A 16129-nucleotide genomic window follows, 5' to 3' on the forward strand; every position below is an offset into this window, starting at 1 on the left:
CGCGCTCTTGTCGAAGCCGGCGGCCATGCCGATCGGATTGGGAAAGTTGAGCCCGAAGGCGCGCATCGCGAGCTTGGGATCGTCCGCGCGCGGCTTGACCGGCGGCAGGAAGCGCAGGCCCTGGATCGCCAGGCGATGCGCGTCTTCCGGATCGAGCCAGCGCAGCACCGGCAGCGAAAAGGCGTCGAAAGCGCGGATCACGGGGCAAGCTCCGGAACGTCGTGGCCGCCGTCGGAGCGGATGTTGAGGTTCATCACCGCGATGACGGCGCCGAGATCGAGCTCGCCATAGAGATGCGGAAACAGCTCCTCATTGCGCGAGCGCTCCCAGCGCAGCTCGCTGCCGAGCGCGTCGCCGTCGACCTCGACCAGGAACAGCGCACGCTGCCCGAAATAGTGCTTGCGCAAGGTCTCGGGAACCTGGGCGGCGGTCGAGAAATGGATGAAACCGTCGCGCGCATCGTCCGCGCTGCCGCGGTAGACACCCTGCCGTTCCGCCTCGCGCCAGGCCGAGGCCGGACAGATTTTGTAGATCTTGACCACCGCTTGCGCAGTCCTGTTTGCTCTTTGAGTCTTTTGGGTTTTTTCGTCTGTTGCGGGTCTTCAAAACCCCGGCGCGACCGTAAAGGCCGGCTCTGCCGAACTCAAGACTTAGAGCCATTTCCGTTCCGATGAAATCGGAACGGGGCTCTCAATTCCGGTTTTGACGCATTTTCTTGTCGCGAACCGGTCCCCGCTTCGCTTGAAAACGCCTTCTCCCATCGCCCCTTGCGCGAAAAACAGAAAACCGGTTGATTTGAGGACAATTTTCCTGGGTTGCGACGGGCTGGACCTTCCATGGTCAGACAGGCCAAAGCGCAGAGGATGCTGACGCACGACCAGATCTGGGTCGCGCTGGATCGGCTGGCGGCGCGCGCCGGTCTGTCGCCGTCCGGCCTTGCCAAGCGCGCCGGGCTCGATCCCACCACCTTCAACAGGTCCAAGCGCGTCACCTCGGACGGCCGCGAGCGCTGGCCCTCGACTGAATCGATCGCAAAGGCGCTGGCGGCCGCCGATTCCTCGATCGAAAGCTTTGCGAGGCTGATCGACAACGATGACACGGGCGACGGGCGCTCGGTCCCGATGCTCGACTTTGCGCTGGCCAGTGCGAGCGGCGCGTTCGACGAGTCCGGCCTTCCCTCGGGAAAGGGCTGGACCGCAACCGCGCTTCCCGCCACCGAGGACGGCCACACCTTTGCGCTGGAGATTTCCGGCGATGCGTTCGCCCCGGTCTACCGCGGCGGCGACATCGTGCTGGTTTCGCCGGGCGCGCCGATCCGCAAGGGCGATCGCGTGGTGGTGAGAAGCAAGACGGGCGAGGTGACGATCGCAACGCTGAGGCGCCGCGCCGCGAAGGCACTGGAGCTGCAGCCGCTCGATGCGTCGCAGGCCGTGCGCACGATGGCGGCAGGCGATGTGGCGTGGATCGCGCGGATCGTGTGGACCAGCCAGTGACCGTGACCTTGACGGCGTCGTGATCCGCATTCATGCGGGCCCCATTTCATCCCGATCGCCATTGCGACTCAGCGGCCCTCTCGCATAGGTTGCCGCCGATATTACGGCTCCAGCTTTATCTTAGGGGAATATGATGAATCGCCGTCACGCATTGAAGGCTCTCGCCGGTCTTGCGCTTTGTCCGCTGTGCAAGCCGGCTTTCGCCGCCGAAGGCGCGCATTGGAGTTATGAAGGCGCCGGTGGTCCGGCCAAATGGGGCGATCTCGACGCAGCCAACAAGGCCTGCGCGGTCGGCCTGCAGCAATCGCCGATCGACATCGAGGGGACGATCAAGTCGCAATTGCCGGTTCTGAAGCTGAACTGGGGCAAGAGCGCCGACACCATCGTCAACAACGGGCACACGATCCAGCTCAACTTCGCCGAGGGCAGCACGTTGATGCTCGGCGACGTCAAGTACAAGCTGCTTCAGGTGCACTTCCACCGGCCGAGCGAGCACATGATCGGCGGCAAGAATTTTCCGATGGAGGCGCATTTCGTCCATCGCAACGAGGCCGGCGGGCTCGCCGTGGTCGGCGTGCTGATGGCCGAGGGCAGGGCGAATCCGGCCTTCGGCAAGATCGTCAAGACCATGCCGGCGGCGGAAGGCCCGGCGGTGAAGGCCGATGCCGGCATCGATCCGCACGCTTTGCTGCCCTCGAAGCTCAGCTATTTCCGCTATCCCGGCTCGCTGACGACGCCGCCGTGCTCGGAAGTGGTCGAATGGCTGCTGTTGACCACCCCGATCCAGGTTTCGGCCGCCGACGTCGCCGCGTTCGCAAAGCTCTACCCGATGAATGCGCGCCCGGTGCAGAAGGACAACCGGCGGTATGTGCTGCGGTCGATTTGAGGTGGCGCTCCACACCACACTGTCGTCCCGGCGAACGCCGGGACCCATGCCGCGTGATCTATCGAAGAGCGGCGGTCTTCATCCCGACTCAAGCGCAACTACGAATCTTCGCCTAACCTCTCTCTGGGGTTCTAGGTCCCGGCGTTCGCCGGGACGACGATGGAGAATGTCGCAGCCTTACGCACTCCGCGCCAGCGCGCCGTCGATCATGTTCACCGCGTTCTGCACGCCATACACCGCGACGAAGGAGCCGAAGCGCGGGCCCTTCTCCTGGCCGAGCAGCACCTGATAAAGCATGTTGAACCAGTCCAGCGTGACGCCGGGGCGGCCGTCCTTGCCCTTCTTGACTTGGTCGAGGAACGGCTCGCGGCGGCCGATCTCGTAGACGACGTTCTGGATGTCCTCGGCCGAGGCGTCCGGCGCAAGCTGCGAGAGCGCATCGCGCAGATCCTGCAGCGCTGCACGCTCGGTGTCCGTCGGCACGCGGAACTGCTTCGTCGGCGCCACGAAGTCGCGGTAATAGTTGATGGCATAGCCGACCATCGCGTCGAGCTTCGGATGCGTCTGCGGCGACACGCCGGGGCGGTAGCGGCCGATGAAGCCCCACAGCGTCTCGGCATTCTCCGCGTTCGACGACGACACCAGCGTCAGCAGCAGCTGGAAGGTGACGGGCATGTCGCCCTTCGGCGGCTTGCCGTTGTGAATGTGCCAGACCGGATTGCCGAGCTGCTGCTTGCCGTCCTGCTTGGCAAAACCGTCGCTGAACTGCTGATAGTCGTCGACGTTGCGCGGGATGACGTCGAAATACAGCCGCTTGGCCGCCTTCGGCTCGCGATACATGAACAGTGACAGCGATTCCGGCGAGGCGTAGCGCAGCCATTCGTCGATGGTGAGGCCATTGCCCTTCGACTTCGAGATCTTCTGGCCCTTCTCGTCGAGGAAGAGCTCGTAGTTGAAACCCTCCGGCGGCGTGGCGCCGAGCGCTCTCGCGATCGCGCCGGACAGCTTCACGGAGTCGATCAGATCCTTGCCGGCCATCTCGTAGTCGACGCCGAGCGCGACCCAGCGCATCGCCCAGTCGGCCTTCCACTGGCACTTGACGTTGCCCCCGGTGACTGATGTCTCGACTTCCTCGTTCGTATCGGGGTCGACATAGGTCACCGTGCCGGCCGCGACGTCGCGGCGGATCATCGGCACCTGCAGCACGACGCCTGACGTCTTGCTGATGGGGAGGAACGGCGAATAGGTGGCGCGTCGGTCGGGGCCCAGCGTTGGCAGGATGATGTCCATCACCTTGTCGTAGGCAGCTAGCATCTTGAGCAGCGTCGCGTCGAAGCGGCCTGACGTGTAGTAGTCGGTCGAGCTCGCGAACTCGTAGTCGAAGCCGAAATGATCGAGGAAGGCGCGCAGGCGTGCGTTGTTGTGGTGCCCGAACGAGGGGTACTCGTTGGAGAACGGATCCGGCACCCGCGTCAGCGGCTTGCCGAGATGCTCCGCCAGCATCTCCTTGTTGGGGACGTTGTCCGGCACCTTGCGGAAGCCGTCCATGTCGTCGGAGAAGGCGAGCAGGCGCGTCTTGATCTTGTCCTCGGTCAGCACGCGGAAGGCATGGCGCACCATCGAGGTGCGCGCGACCTCGCCGAACGTGCCGATATGCGGCAGGCCGGACGGCCCGTAGCCGGTCTCGAACAACACCTCGTCCTTCGGGCTCTTCTTCAGCCGCGCGACAATGGCCTTCGCCTGCTCGAACGGCCAGGCGTTGGATTGTTCGGCGAGCGCACGCAGATCGCTCGGGCTCATGCTGGGATCGATAACGGACATCGAGAAGGGCCTCCGGGCCGCGGAAAATAGCGATTTCCGGGCAGAATGCAATTTCGTGGACGGTATTGCCTCTTGCACCGTCATTGCGAGCGAAGCGAAGCAATCCAGACTGCTTCCGCGGTGACAGTCTGGATTGCTTCGTCGCAAGGGCTCCTCGCAATGACGGCGGAGAGAGCGACGACGACGTTAAAACGGGCTCACCGAGAAATAGCGCAGCCACAGGTCGGTGTAGCGGCCTTTTTCCCAGACGCGGAACAGCGCCCAGTTCAGGGCTTGGCGCAGCACGTCGTTGCCCTTGCGCACGGCGATGCCGATGCCTTCGCCGAAGAAACGGCTCTCGACGAAGGGGCCGCCGGAGAAGGCGCAGCAATCGCCGGAATCGGTGCCGTTGATCCAGAACGCCAGCGAGATGGCGTCGCCGAAGATGAAATCGACCTCGCCCTTGCGCAACGCGGCGCGCATCGCCTCGTCACTGGGATAGGCATGCAGCTCCGCGTCGGTGAACATGGCCTTCAGATACGCCTCGTGCGCGGAGCCGCCGATGACGCCAACCTTCTTGCCCTCGAGATATTCCGGCCGGATCTCCGGCATCACCGCGTCCTTGCGCGAGGCGAAGCGCGCCGGCACGCGATAATAGGGATCGGTGAAGTCGACCCGGGCACGCAGTTGCGGGCTCACCGCCATCGAGGCGATGATGGCATCGCCGCGGTTGGAAGAGAGCGCGTCGACCAGCGTCTCGAAGCGGCGCATCTGCACCGTGCAGGTGACCTTGATCTCCTCGCACAGGCTGCGCGCGAGATCGACGTTGAAGCCGGCCGGGTTGCCGTCGGCGCCGGTGTAGTTGAACGGCGGATAGTCGGTCTCGGTCAGGAAGCGGATCACGGTCAGGCGCGACAGGTCCGGCCGTTCCGGCCGCCGCCTGGGGTCCCAGAAGCCGGGCACGGCCTGTGGAGCGGCCTGGGGCGAGACCTGCGGCGTCGCCTGAGGCGCCGCCGGGGGCCGTTTGGCGGGAGCCTGGGCGCTTGCGGCGGACAGGCCCGTGAGCAGGCAGGCGCCGACAGCCAGCCCCGTCAGCAAGCTACGGGCAGATTTAATCGATTTCGCTTGATGCGATGGAGCCATCGGCCGGAAATGAACGAATTTCGTTGGGATCGGAGGGCGTTATAGACCATCCCGGCGGGAACGCGAGCTGAAATGCGGCCAAGGCGAAGGTACGCTCCCTCCCCCGTGAGCGGGGGAGGTTGCAGCGGAGTTCGCGGCAGGTTGACCAGTTCTCAGAGATACTTCTTCAAATCCGCCGCGGCTTCTTCCGGAGTCCGTTTCAGGTTGAACGGCGAGACGAAGCGGCCGTCGCGGTCCATCAGGTAGATCAGCGCGGTGTGGTCCATGGTGTAGTCGCCGTCCTTGGTCGGGACCTTCTTGGCGTAGACCCGGTAGGAGGTGATGACCTTGGCGGTCACGGCGGGATCGCCGGACAGGCCCTCGAGGTGCGGATCGAAGCTCGACAGATACTCCTTCATGGTCGCCGGCGTGTCGCGCTCGGGATCGACCGAGATGAAGATGGCATTGACCTTGTCGGCATCCTTGCCCATCGCGCGCAGCACTTCCGAGATCTCGAACAACGAGGTCGGGCAGACGTCTGGGCAATGGGTGTAGCCGAAGAAGATCAGGGTCGGCTTGCCCTTGAGGCTCTTGTCGGTGACGGCCTTGCCGTTCTGGTCGGTGAGCTGGAACGGGCCGCCGATCGCGGCCGGTTGTGCCACCTTGCTGACCCCGCCCATGGCCCAGAACATGATCAGGAGCCCGACAACGAGGCTTGCGGCGAAGGCGGTCGCGATCACCAGCGGACGGGTGGCGGAGCTCATGAGCGGAAAACTTCCTGTCGCGAATCAGAAGCAGGCGGCGAAACCGGTCCTGATCATTTCGAAGAACATCTGCGTGCCGTAGTGGAACCACAGCGCCAGCGCGCCGAGCACGAGCAATCCACAGGTCGCCGCGCCCGACAACAGCAGCACGGGCGGCGTCCGGCCGGCAGTGGACGAATTGTCCTGTAACGGATGCGTCGGGTGCAGTGGTTGAGCCATGACAACGATCGAGGGCGAAAGGCCCCGGTTCCCAAGCCTTCTAGATAGGACACCTTCAGATAAGCTTTGGCCCGCCTGCGGACAAGCCGCAGGGGGGCCGGAACGATCCAGTCAGGCCGAGAATGTCAGCGCGCGAGCTGGCCCCGGGCGGATTCGATCTGGTCCCCTTGCGGGAGGGGCCGGCGGGACGGCTTGATGGTCGAAGCCTGCGCGTCCAGGTAGCAGGGCTTGTACATGGTCTGGAGTTGCTTGCCCTTCAGGAACAACATGTGCGGGGTGAGGCCGCCACGCTGGCTGATCCAGCGCTTCACCTGCGAGGGGTACATCGCATAGAGCATCTGGGTCGCCTCGGGATTGGTGACGGCGCGGCCATTGCTGCCGAAATCCCAGGCGGCGTGAAAGCCGAGCGTCGCGCTCGAGGTCACGCAGATGCGGTCATGCGGGATGGCGCCGAGGACGATGGTGCAGGCGGAGGCGCACAGACCGTCGATGATGACGGTCTCGCCTGATTGACGCAGGTCCTGATACCTGTCGACGTAGGTTCCAATCCGGCCACCGCGGTCATCCGCGATCCGAACCACCGCGTGAGAAGCCCCCATGCCAGCGATCAACAGAACCGCCGCAAGCAACCCCGTCAGAAACTTCATTGTTCCCCGCCCCAGTCGAATTCGAATCTGCGTGTCAGGTGGTGATGCACGGCTAGCGTCCGTCGTAACCAAGGTTTTGTCTAGGCAGCCCGGCTGGCCCAAAACAAATTCAAATCCAGTGTTGCGTCCGCGCTGCACTCGAGGGGTCTTTATCCCAGACTGGAACAAGTTAACGATGTCTTGCGCGCCATGCCCTTGATCTCAGTTACAACCGCTGGCTTCAATCCGGGCAATTACAGGGGGGGAACTCATGGAGGGGGACATGCATGGCTGAGGAAACAGACGTCATCGTCGTCGGCGCGGGACTGTCGGGCCTCGTGGCCGCCACCGAGATTGCCGACGCGGGCAAGCGCGTGATCGTGGTCGACCAGGAGGGCGAGCAGTCGATCGGCGGCCAGGCCTTCTGGTCGTTCGGCGGATTGTTCCTGGTCGATTCGCCGGAGCAGCGCCGGCTCGGCATCAAGGATTGCTTCGACCTCGCCATGCAGGACTGGATCGGCGCCGCCGGCTTCGACCGCGACGAGGATTTCTGGCCGCGGCAATGGGCCGAGGCCTATGTCGCATTCGCGGCCGGCGAGAAGCGCGCCTGGCTGCGGGCGATGGGCCATCGCTTCTTTCCCGTGGTCGGCTGGGCCGAGCGCGGCGGCTACGACGCGATGGGACACGGCAATTCGGTACCGCGCTTTCACGTCACCTGGGGCACCGGGCCCGGTATCGTCGAGCCGTTCGAGCGCCGCGCGCGCGAGGCGATGAAGAGCGGCCGCTTGATCTTCAAGTTCCGCCATCGCGTCGACGCGCTCTCGATCACCAACGGCACGGTGGATGGCGTCAGTGGTGCCGTCCTCGCGCCTGATAGCGTCGAGCGCGGCAAGAGCTCTTCGCGCAACGTGATCGGCGAGTTCGCGCTCAAGGCCCAGGCCGTGATCGTCGCGTCCGGCGGCATCGGCGGCAATCACGAACTGGTCCGGCAGAACTGGCCTAAGCGGCTCGGTGAGCCCCCGAAATTCATGATCTCCGGCGTGCCCGATCATGTCGACGGCCGCATGATCGGCATCACGGAGACATCAGGCGCGCGGCTGATCAACCGCGACCGCATGTGGCATTATGTCGAGGGCATCCAGAACTGGTCACCGATCTGGCCGCGACACGGCATCCGCATCCTGCCAGGCCCTTCCTCGATGTGGTTCGACGCAACAGGCACGCGGCTGCCGGCGCCGCTCTTCCCCGGCTCCGACACGCTCGGCCAGCTCAAATACATCATGTCGACGGGCTATGATTATTCCTGGTTCATCCTGACCCAGAGCATCATCAAGAAGGAGTTTGCGCTGTCGGGCTCGGAGCAGAACCCTGACCTGACCGGCAAGAGCTGGCGCATGACCTTGCGCCGCGCCACCAACAAGGGCGCGCCGGCGCCGGTGGAGGCGTTCAAAAGCCATGGCGTCGACTTCATCGTCCGCGACAAGATCGAGGATCTTGTTGCGGAGATGAACAAGCTTGCCGGCAGCGACCTCCTCAAGCTCGAACATATCAGGACGCAGATCGAGGCGCGCGACCGCGAGATCGCCAATCCTTACGTCAAGGATGCGCAGGTGATGAACATCCACAATGCGCGCCGCTATATCGGCGACAGGCTGATCCGCACCGCCTCCCCACACCGGATCCTCGATCCCGCGCAGGGGCCGCTGATCGCGGTCAAGCTCAACATCCTCACCCGCAAGACGCTGGGCGGCTTCGAAACCGACCTGGAGTCCCGCGTGTTCGGCGGCGAGGGCAGCGTCATTCCCGGCCTCTACGCGGTCGGCGAAGCCGCCGGCTTCGGCGGCGGCGGCGTGCACGGCTATCGCTCGCTCGAAGGCACCTTCCTCGGCGGCTGCCTGTTCTCGGGCCGCAACGCCGGCCGGTCGGCCGCAAAGGCGGTGGTCTAACCGCATCCCGCGCTGCGCCACTCATCGCCCGACCGGGATGTAAATCTGACTGGACATGCATGCGCGTTCGGCCACGCATGCGTGCCGGGCCACGCATGCGTACCGGGGGTGGCAGAGCGCAAGGTGCTGGGCTAGACAGGGCCGCCATTCCAGTGAGGAGATCCCAATGAGCATTGAGCGTTTTGAAACCGGCCCGCGCATGAGCCAGGTCGTCGTGCACGGCAACACCGTCTATCTCGCCGGCGTCGTCGCTACCAAGGCCGCCGGCGAAAGCGTGACGAAGCAGACCCAGGACATCCTGGCGACCATCGACAGTCATCTCGCCAAGGCCGGCACCGACAAGTCGAAGCTGCTCTCGGCCACGATCTACATCACCGACATGAAGACCTTCGGCGAGATGAATGCGGTGTGGGACGCCTGGGTGTCGCCCGGCAATACCCCGGCGCGCGCCACGGTCGAAGCCAAGCTGGCGGCGCCGCAATACACCGTCGAGATCATGGTGACGGCGGCGAAGTAGTCTTCACGACCAATTCCATGCGAACGGAGCGCGATGACAACATCATCGCGCTCTTTTTTTGCGCAGCGATGACCTGCGAGGTAATCGATCGACGCGCGTGAACCTCCGATAGTGACGGTGAGCCGAATACGGCGCCATCGAAGGAGAGCACCATGACCGACCCCGTCACCATCGCCCGCCGCTACATCGAGCTCTGGAACGAGCGCACCGCCGCCCGACGCCGCGAGCTGCTCAGCGAAAACTGGACGAATGATGCGAGCTATGTCGATCCCTTGATGAAGGGCGACGGCCGCGACGGCATCGAGGCGCTGGTCGCCGGCGTGCAGCAGCGCTTTCCCGATTTCAAATTCCGCCTGATCGGCGAGCCCAACGGCTTCGGCGACCACATCCGCTTTTCCTGGGGACTCGGTCCCGACGGCGCCGATAGCCCGATCAAGGGCACTGATTTCGCCGTGCTGAAGGACGGCCGCATCAGAAGCGTGACCGGATTCCTCGATCAGGTGCCGGCCGGGGCAGAAGACTGCGGACCTTCGTTGCGCAGGCGGGGAGGGTGACGCATATGGTCTCAGCGGCTCCGGAGCGCGCGCCTCGTCCTTCGAGACGGCCGCTTCGCGGTCTCCTCAGGATGAGGCTCAGCGGCATCGCGGACTGTTGAAACTGGTGCCGCACACTCCGTCCTCATCCTGAGGGCCCGCCGAAGGCGGGCGTCTCGAAGGATGGCCGCAGAGATAGTCTTCATATGCGATAACCCTCCTCGTGCGGGCCGGGAGGGCAGGCCCCCTCGACGAAGCCATCCCTACGGCTTACCTGTCATGTTGTGCCGCCCCGTACCCTCCAAACATCGGTCGAGCCGACCACGCTGCTGCCAAGCCGCTTCCAGCAATGGTTCGTGGCCCGGGGTTGGTCGCCGCGCGCGCATCAATTGGCGCTGCTGGAGAAGGCGCGTGAGGACGCTAGCGCCCTGCTGATCGCACCGACCGGCGCCGGCAAGACGCTGGCGGGATTTCTGCCGACCCTGGTGGAGCTGTCGACCGAGGCGGCCGAACGGAAGGCGGGTGCGAAGCAAAGCCTCGTCTCCACCGGCCGCAGCGTGCAACGTTCCGGCGGCCTGCACACGCTCTACATCTCGCCGCTCAAGGCGCTGGCGGTCGACATCGCGCGCAACCTGGAGCGGCCGATCGCGGAGATGGCGCTGCCGATCAAGGTCGAAACCCGCACCGGCGACACGCCGGTGTCACGGCGCCAGCGGCAGCGCCGCTATCCGCCGGACGTGTTGCTGACGACGCCCGAGCAGCTTGCGCTGCTGCTGTCCTCCGACGACGCGCCGTTTCTGTTTTCCTCCTTGAAGCGCATCGTGCTGGACGAATTGCATGCGCTGGTGACGTCCAAGCGCGGCGATCTGCTCTCGCTTGGGCTCGCGCGGCTGTGGCGGCTGGCGCCACAGCTGCGCGCGATCGGCCTGTCGGCAACCGTGGCCGAGCCGGAGCAGCTCGCGCGCTTCCTGGTGCCGCAGCCTGGCGGCCAGGAGCGAGCCGCCGATATCGTCGTCGCCGGCGGTGCCGCGCCGCCCGAGGTCGAGATGCTCGACACGCGCGAGCGCCTGCCCTGGGCCGGCCACAGCGCGCGCCACGCGCTCCCTGAGATCTACGAGCTGATCAAGGCGAACAAGACCACGCTGATCTTCGTCAACACCCGCAGTCAGGCCGAGATGCTGTTCCAGAATCTCTGGAGCATGAACGACGACGGCCTCGCCATCGCGCTGCATCACGGCTCGCTCGACGTCGCCCAGCGTCGCAAGGTCGAAGACGCGATGTCGGCGGGCAGGCTGCGCGGCGTGGTCTGCACCTCCTCGCTCGACCTCGGCGTCGACTGGGGCGATGTCGATCTCGTCGTCAATATCGGCGCGCCCAAGGGCTCCTCGCGCCTGATGCAGCGGATCGGCCGCGCCAATCACCGTCTCGACGAGGCCTCGCGCGCGGTACTGGTGCCAGCCAACCGTTTCGAAGTGCTGGAGTGCCGCGTCGCCATCGACGCCATCGCCGAGAACGCGCAGGACACGCCGCCCTTGCGCACGGGGGCGCTCGACGTATTGGCCCAGCATGTGCTGGGCTGTGCCTGCGGCGAGCCGTTCCTCTCCGATGAACTCTATGCCGAGGTTCGCACCGCCGCGCCTTACGCCGATCTGTCGCGGCAGGATTTCGACGACGTCGTCGATTTCGTCGCCTCCGGCGGCTACGCGCTGAAGACCTATGAGCGCTTCGCCCGCATCAAGCAGGACAAGGAAGGGCGCTGGCGCGTCGCCAATCCCAAGGTGCGGCAGAGCTACCGGATGAATGTCGGCACCATCGTCGAGGACGACATGCTAAAGGTACGGCTGGTGCGCTCGCGCGCCGGCGGTGCAGGAAAAGCAGGCGGATCGACCGGCGTGATTGCGCGCGGCGGCCGGCTGCTCGGCGAGATCGAGGAAGCCTTCATCGAGGGCTTGAGCCCCGGTGATACGTTCGTGTTCTCGGGCGAAGTGGTGCGCTACGAGACCCTGGTCGAGGATCAGGTCTACGTCTCGCGGGCCCATGACAAGGACCCGAAGGTGCCGTCCTATATGGGCGGCAAGTTTCCGCTCTCGACCTATCTCGCCGAGCGCGTGCGCCGCCTGCTCGATGACGGCCGCGCGTGGGGCGGCTTGCCGGAGCAGGTGCGCGACTGGCTGTCGCTGCAAAAGGACGTCTCGCGCGTGCCGGCGGTGCGCGAGCTTCTGGTCGAGAGCTTTCCGCGCGCCAACAAGCATTATCTGGTCTGCTATCCGTTCGAAGGCCGCCTCGCGCACCAGACTCTCGGCATGCTGCTGACGCGCCGCCTGGAGCGCGCCCGCGCCCGGCCGCTCGGCTTCGTCGCCAACGAATACGCAATCGCGGTCTGGGCGCTCGGCGACATGTCCGTCATGATCCGCGACGGCCGCATCGACCTCGACGCGCTGTTTGACCCCGATATGCTCGGCGACGATCTCGAAGCCTGGCTCGCCGAATCGGCTTTGATGAAGCGCACCTTCCGCAATTGCGCGATCATCTCCGGCCTGATCGCGCGTCGCCACACCGGCGAAGAGAAGAGTCGCCGCCAGGTGCTGTTCTCGACCGATCTCGTCTATGACGTGCTACGCAAGCACCAGGCCGATCACGTCCTGCTGCGCGCCGCGCGCGCCGATGCCGCCACCGGCCTGCTCGATCTGCGCCGCCTCAGCGACATGCTGATGCGCATCCAGGGGCGCATCACGCTCCGGGAACTCGACCGCGTTTCGCCGCTCGCCGTCCCCGTCATGCTGGAAATCGGCCGCGAGTCAGTTTATGGCGAAGCTGCAGACGAGCTCTTGGCCGAAGCCGCCGATGAGCTCGTCAAAGAGGCGATGGGATAGAAGCAGGTTTCGACGTGAGGGCAGGGGCGCAGGTTTCGGGGGATGTCGACGACATGCGCGTGTCCACCGTCACTATCAGCGATGTGACTTTCGCCGCCGATCTGTCCGGCGCGCTGTTCTGGGACGAGCAGCGCCTGCTCGTCGTCTCCGACCTGCATCTGGAGAAAGGCTCCAGCTTCGCCATGCGCGGCGTGCTGCTGCCGCCTTACGATACCGCTGCGACGCTGAGCCGTCTCGCTGCGGTGATCGCCCGCCATGACCCGCGCATTGTCATCGCGCTCGGCGACAGTTTTCACGATCGTAGCGCGCATGAGCGGTTGTCCGCAGAGGATCGCGATGCCGTCGCCGCGCTGCAGACCGGGCGCGACTGGATCTGGATCTCCGGCAACCACGATCCGGCGCTGCCGCGCGATCTTGGCGGCACCGTCACGGGCGAGGTCGCGATCGGCCCGATCACCTTCCGTCACGAGCCGACCGGTGCACACGGCGAGATCGCCGGCCATCTCCATCCCAAAGCGCGCGTCTCCGCGCGCGGCCGTTCGATGGAGCGCCGCTGCTTCGCCTCCGATGGGATGCGCGCGGTGATGCCGGCGTTCGGCGCCTATGCCGGCGGCCTCAGCATCCGCGACGCGGCATTCGCAAAGATCTTTCCGGCCAATGGCTTCGTCGCCCATCTGCTCGGCGACCGCCGCGTCCACGCCATTGCGGCCTCGCGCTGCTATTGAGCCCCGCGGAAATTAGGACAGCACTGCGTTCGGTAGTTTTCCGGAATCGCCCAAGTCTGTTGCCGGCTCTAGCGTGACGCTTGCCGGGGCTGGAATTTCTGATCCCGAACAAGATTGTAACCGGCAAGGGGTCGCTGCGAGGCGGCCCCTTTCGATTCCGCGATCCGAGACGAGCTTAGCGGCGATCCTTGTCGAGTCCGGAACAAATTAAGAACACTTTAGCAAGTCTTTGATATATCATTGTGATTCGGCGCAATGCCGACACAATATCTAGCGTCTGTCAGACTTTGCGAGGACTAGATGTCCACCATCGCCTTCGATCAATTTGCCCTCACCCGGATCGCCGATTTCGCGCGCTCGCTGTCGCGGCTGCATCAGGCGGCGCGGCGCCAGAGGATCGACGACGACCAGTTCGACCGCGAGTTCAACGCGGTGTGCCAGTCGATCTGGGGCTACACCATCGATGACGTCAGCGACGATCTGTTCTCGGTCGAGGATCATCTGTTTCTCGACACGCTGGACGAAGCGCAGGCGCGCATCTTCGCGGCCGAGCAGGGCTATGACCTCGTTGGCGATCAGGGCATGCTGACCGACTGGTGGGGTTTTTGCTGGATGATCCTGGCCGAGAAGCGCGGCCTCTTGACGCCGGAGAACCGCGCCGCTGCGCGCGCGGCGATCGAGGAGAAATATCTGGCGGCGCCGAACGTGATCGGGGTGATCATCGGAAGGTGATCGCCGTGCCCCGGACAAAGCGCATCGCGCCAGCGGTGCGCTGCAGAGCCGGGGCCCAGAAGAGCTGAGTCCCGGCTCAGCGTCGCATCGCTTCGCGCTGCGCCGCCGTCCGGGACACGAGAGCTACTCCAGCCCCGCCCGCTTCGCCGATTTCTGCGCCGTCGTCTTTGGCGCCGTCACATTGGGCAGCGTCTCACGCACGATCTCCGCAGCAGGCGTGTCCGCCGATACCGTCTCTGCCCGCACCGGCGCCACCTTCATTTCGCCGAGGCGGGCGCGGACCTGGGCGGTGAGGCCGGGATAGGAGGCGACCGGGGTGAAGTCCGCCGCCTGATCGTTGCCGACGCGGATGCCGGTATAGGCGACAAGGCCGTCAGTGGTGGCAATCACGTCGCCGGCCTTCAGCGAGGAGTCCAGTGCGAGATCGACCGGAGCAAGGCCGACCGGCTCGCGGCCGTTGCAGGTGCAATCGGCGCGCAACGCCTTGCGGTAGGCGAACGCGTTCTCGCTGTCGGCGTAGCGCTCGCCGGTCTGTGAGGCGGCACCGTCGATCGAGGAGCCGAAATAGACCTTGGTCGCGGTGGCGGGACAGAACGCCTGACACATCTGCGCGGGCGAGGCGAGGCCGCGCATCAGCGGAAAATATTTGCCGTCGCAACTGCGCACGCAGAAGGCCGGGCCGGAGCCGCCGGCCGCTGCCGCGCGGGTCGGTGGCACATATTGCGGGGTTGCGGCGTTCTGTTGCCCGGTGAAGGGATCGGCGTAGGAGCTCGCCTGCTGCGGCACCTCGCGCTGCGGACGCTGCTGCTGCATGCCGCCGAAGAAGAAGTCGAACAGGCCTTCGGCCGAAACCGGGGCTGGAGCCGCGAGCAGCGGTGCCGCAAGCGTGGCGGCCACAAGCATCGCGCGACGCCGCCGGCGCGCATGGGACAGGACTGTACGCAACGCTCACTCCACCCGACGCTATCAAACCGACCGGGACCCCAGGGGATCTCAGCACATGATTCACCATAGAGCGCGATGGTAAATGAGCGGTTGAGGGAGAGTTGGTCTCGTGCCCCGGACGCAGCGCCGCGCTCCTTCAGCGGTGCGCTGCAGAGCCGGGGCCCCTGCCGATGGTGAGCAAGCTGGGTCCCGGTTCAGCGTCGCACCGTACCGGACGATGCTGCGCATCGCCGGAACGCTGCGCCGCGCCCGGGACACGAGAGCTCTAAGCCTTCAAGAACTCCGAGGCCTTGTACAGCGAGCGGAACGGCAGGCCGGCCGCGCCGAACGTGTCGGTGGCGCCTTCCTCGCGGTCGACCATGGTCAGCACCAGCACCACCTCGGCGCCGGTCTCGCGCACGGATTCCACCGCCTTCATCGCCGAGCCACCTGTCGTGGTGACGTCCTCGACGATCACGACGCGCTTGCCTGCCAGCGTCTCGCCCTTTGGCAGGCCCTCGATCGCGAGCTTCGCGCCGTGCTCTTTCGGCTTCTTGCGTACGAAGAACGCCGCGATCGGATGGCCCTTGATCCAGGAGATCTGCGCCAGCGCCCCGGCGAGCGGCACCGCGCCCATCTCGAGGCCGCCGATGAAATCGAGATTGTCGTCCTTCAACGCCTCGTAAGTGAGCTCGGCGAGCAGGGTCGCCCCCTCAGGGTCGAGCATGGTCGGCTTGAGGTTGAAGTAGAAATCGCTCTTGCGGCCCGACGCGAGCGTCACCTCGCCGCGGCCGAATGAGCGCCGGCGGATGATTTCGAACAGGCGGGCGCGGGAGGCGGATTTCGACACGGCGGTCCCTCGAACAGCTTTTTGGAGGAGGCGGAATTTATCCGCGACGGCTGCGACATTCCAGAGGGAGCGTCCCTCGTCAACAGGGATCGGCCATCCCGGGCCGCCGGTTGTGGGGC

16 protein-coding genes and 1 pseudogene are annotated in these 16129 nt (G+C 65.3%); 8 read left to right on the forward strand and 9 right to left on the reverse strand.

Translation table 11 applies throughout. The annotated features are described in order from the left end of the window. Together UNPA324_RS11710 and UNPA324_RS11715 are read right to left on the reverse strand one after the other, a co-directional pair. A pseudogene (locus UNPA324_RS11710) lies at nt 1-201 on the reverse strand (quinone-dependent dihydroorotate dehydrogenase); the annotation flags it as partial. Further along, the gene (locus UNPA324_RS11715; RefSeq protein WP_128922979.1) at nt 198-542 is read right to left on the reverse strand and encodes a DUF952 domain-containing protein; all 345 of its coding nucleotides are present in this window, start codon (nt 540-542) and stop codon (nt 198-200) included. The gene UNPA324_RS11715 and the pseudogene UNPA324_RS11710, both read right to left, overlap by 4 nt. 294 nt (nt 543-836) lie before the next feature. On the opposite strand from UNPA324_RS11715, the gene UNPA324_RS11725 reads away from it, so the two are divergent. Both UNPA324_RS11725 and UNPA324_RS11730 read left to right on the forward strand, forming a co-directional pair. Continuing rightward, on the forward strand, nt 837-1493 hold the full coding sequence (locus UNPA324_RS11725; protein ID WP_128922981.1) for a S24 family peptidase: 657 nt from the start codon (nt 837-839) through the stop codon (nt 1491-1493). Nucleotides 1494-1626: 133 nt separating this feature from the next. Beyond that, nucleotides 1627-2379 (forward strand): carbonic anhydrase, encoded by a 753-nt coding sequence (locus tag UNPA324_RS11730; RefSeq protein WP_128922982.1) that lies wholly within the window; start codon nt 1627-1629, stop codon nt 2377-2379. Between the two features lie 177 nt (nt 2380-2556). Here the strand turns inward: UNPA324_RS11730 and UNPA324_RS11735 are convergent, their stop codons facing one another. The 5 genes from UNPA324_RS11735 to UNPA324_RS11755 all read right to left on the reverse strand — a co-directional run bounded on the left by UNPA324_RS11735 (nt 2557) and on the right by UNPA324_RS11755 (nt 6931). Beyond that, the gene (locus UNPA324_RS11735) at nt 2557-4200 is read right to left on the reverse strand and encodes a lysine--tRNA ligase (RefSeq protein ID WP_141934730.1); all 1644 of its coding nucleotides are present in this window, start codon (nt 4198-4200) and stop codon (nt 2557-2559) included. A gap of 186 nt (nt 4201-4386) precedes the next feature. Continuing rightward, entirely contained in the window at nt 4387-5322 is a 936-nt protein-coding gene (locus tag UNPA324_RS11740; protein ID WP_128922984.1) for an ABC transporter substrate-binding protein, read from the reverse strand. Between the two features lie 152 nt (nt 5323-5474). Next, on the reverse strand, nt 5475-6065 hold the full coding sequence (locus tag UNPA324_RS11745) for an SCO family protein (protein ID WP_141934731.1): 591 nt from the start codon (nt 6063-6065) through the stop codon (nt 5475-5477). Between the two features lie 24 nt (nt 6066-6089). Then, the gene (locus tag UNPA324_RS11750) at nt 6090-6284 is read right to left on the reverse strand and encodes a hypothetical protein (RefSeq protein WP_128922986.1); all 195 of its coding nucleotides are present in this window, start codon (nt 6282-6284) and stop codon (nt 6090-6092) included. 125 nt (nt 6285-6409) lie between these two features. Further along, the gene (locus tag UNPA324_RS11755) at nt 6410-6931 is read right to left on the reverse strand and encodes a hypothetical protein (RefSeq protein ID WP_164936696.1); all 522 of its coding nucleotides are present in this window, start codon (nt 6929-6931) and stop codon (nt 6410-6412) included. Nucleotides 6932-7197: 266 nt separating this feature from the next. On the opposite strand from UNPA324_RS11755, the gene UNPA324_RS11760 reads away from it, so the two are divergent. The 6 genes from UNPA324_RS11760 (at nt 7198) to UNPA324_RS11785 (ending at nt 14236) form a co-directional block, all read left to right on the forward strand. Further along, nucleotides 7198-8856 (forward strand): FAD-binding dehydrogenase, encoded by a 1659-nt coding sequence (locus tag UNPA324_RS11760; protein WP_128922988.1) that lies wholly within the window; start codon nt 7198-7200, stop codon nt 8854-8856. A 166-nt stretch (nt 8857-9022) separates the two neighbouring features. Continuing rightward, on the forward strand, nt 9023-9373 hold the full coding sequence (locus UNPA324_RS11765; RefSeq protein ID WP_128922989.1) for a RidA family protein: 351 nt from the start codon (nt 9023-9025) through the stop codon (nt 9371-9373). Between the two features lie 152 nt (nt 9374-9525). Beyond that, on the forward strand, nt 9526-9927 hold the full coding sequence (locus tag UNPA324_RS11770; protein WP_141934733.1) for a nuclear transport factor 2 family protein: 402 nt from the start codon (nt 9526-9528) through the stop codon (nt 9925-9927). 263 nt (nt 9928-10190) lie between these two features. Continuing rightward, complete coding sequence (locus UNPA324_RS11775; RefSeq protein ID WP_128922991.1) at nt 10191-12779, forward strand: ligase-associated DNA damage response DEXH box helicase; 2589 nt, start codon at nt 10191-10193, stop codon at nt 12777-12779. A 53-nt stretch (nt 12780-12832) separates the two neighbouring features. Next, entirely contained in the window at nt 12833-13504 is a 672-nt protein-coding gene (gene pdeM, locus UNPA324_RS11780; protein ID WP_164936697.1) for a ligase-associated DNA damage response endonuclease PdeM, read from the forward strand. Nucleotides 13505-13804: 300 nt separating this feature from the next. Next, nucleotides 13805-14236, forward strand: a complete 432-nt coding sequence (locus tag UNPA324_RS11785; RefSeq protein WP_128922993.1) for a hypothetical protein — start codon at nt 13805-13807, stop codon at nt 14234-14236. Between the two features lie 123 nt (nt 14237-14359). Here the strand turns inward: UNPA324_RS11785 and UNPA324_RS11790 are convergent, their stop codons facing one another. Further along, nucleotides 14360-15139: a DUF2865 domain-containing protein gene (locus UNPA324_RS11790; protein WP_164936698.1), complete on the reverse strand. Its 780-nt coding sequence runs from the start codon at nt 15137-15139 to the stop codon at nt 14360-14362. Between the two features lie 307 nt (nt 15140-15446). Further along, nucleotides 15447-16010 carry an orotate phosphoribosyltransferase gene (gene pyrE / locus UNPA324_RS11795; RefSeq protein ID WP_018320808.1) on the reverse strand — a complete coding sequence of 188 codons (564 nt, stop codon included), beginning with the start codon at nt 16008-16010 and terminating at the stop codon, nt 15447-15449. Nucleotides 16011-16129: the final 119 nt, after the last annotated feature.

The organism is Bradyrhizobium sp. UNPA324 (assembly GCF_006658635.1).
GTDB classification, from domain to species: Bacteria; Pseudomonadota; Alphaproteobacteria; order Rhizobiales; family Xanthobacteraceae; genus Bradyrhizobium; species Bradyrhizobium nanningense.

What these genes read in the sequence shown, in the direction of transcription:
- UNPA324_RS11725 (WP_128922981.1), top strand. Translation starts at nt 837, where the DNA reads ATGGTCAGACAGGCCAAAGCGCAGAGGATGCTGACGCACGACCAGATC.
- UNPA324_RS11730 (WP_128922982.1), top strand. Translation starts at nt 1,627, where the DNA reads ATGAATCGCCGTCACGCATTGAAGGCTCTCGCCGGTCTTGCGCTTTGT.
- UNPA324_RS11735 (WP_141934730.1), bottom strand. Translation starts at nt 4,200, where the DNA reads ATGTCCGTTATCGATCCCAGCATGAGCCCGAGCGATCTGCGTGCGCTC.
- UNPA324_RS11740 (WP_128922984.1), bottom strand. Translation starts at nt 5,322, where the DNA reads ATGGCTCCATCGCATCAAGCGAAATCGATTAAATCTGCCCGTAGCTTG.
- UNPA324_RS11745 (WP_141934731.1), bottom strand. Translation starts at nt 6,065, where the DNA reads ATGAGCTCCGCCACCCGTCCGCTGGTGATCGCGACCGCCTTCGCCGCA.
- UNPA324_RS11750 (WP_128922986.1), bottom strand. Translation starts at nt 6,284, where the DNA reads ATGGCTCAACCACTGCACCCGACGCATCCGTTACAGGACAATTCGTCC.
- UNPA324_RS11755 (WP_164936696.1), bottom strand. Translation starts at nt 6,931, where the DNA reads ATGAAGTTTCTGACGGGGTTGCTTGCGGCGGTTCTGTTGATCGCTGGC.
- UNPA324_RS11760 (WP_128922988.1), top strand. Translation starts at nt 7,198, where the DNA reads ATGGCTGAGGAAACAGACGTCATCGTCGTCGGCGCGGGACTGTCGGGC.
- UNPA324_RS11765 (WP_128922989.1), top strand. Translation starts at nt 9,023, where the DNA reads ATGAGCATTGAGCGTTTTGAAACCGGCCCGCGCATGAGCCAGGTCGTC.
- UNPA324_RS11770 (WP_141934733.1), top strand. Translation starts at nt 9,526, where the DNA reads ATGACCGACCCCGTCACCATCGCCCGCCGCTACATCGAGCTCTGGAAC.
- pdeM (WP_164936697.1), top strand. Translation starts at nt 12,833, where the DNA reads ATGCGCGTGTCCACCGTCACTATCAGCGATGTGACTTTCGCCGCCGAT.
- UNPA324_RS11785 (WP_128922993.1), top strand. Translation starts at nt 13,805, where the DNA reads ATGTCCACCATCGCCTTCGATCAATTTGCCCTCACCCGGATCGCCGAT.
- UNPA324_RS11790 (WP_164936698.1), bottom strand. Translation starts at nt 15,139, where the DNA reads ATGCTTGTGGCCGCCACGCTTGCGGCACCGCTGCTCGCGGCTCCAGCC.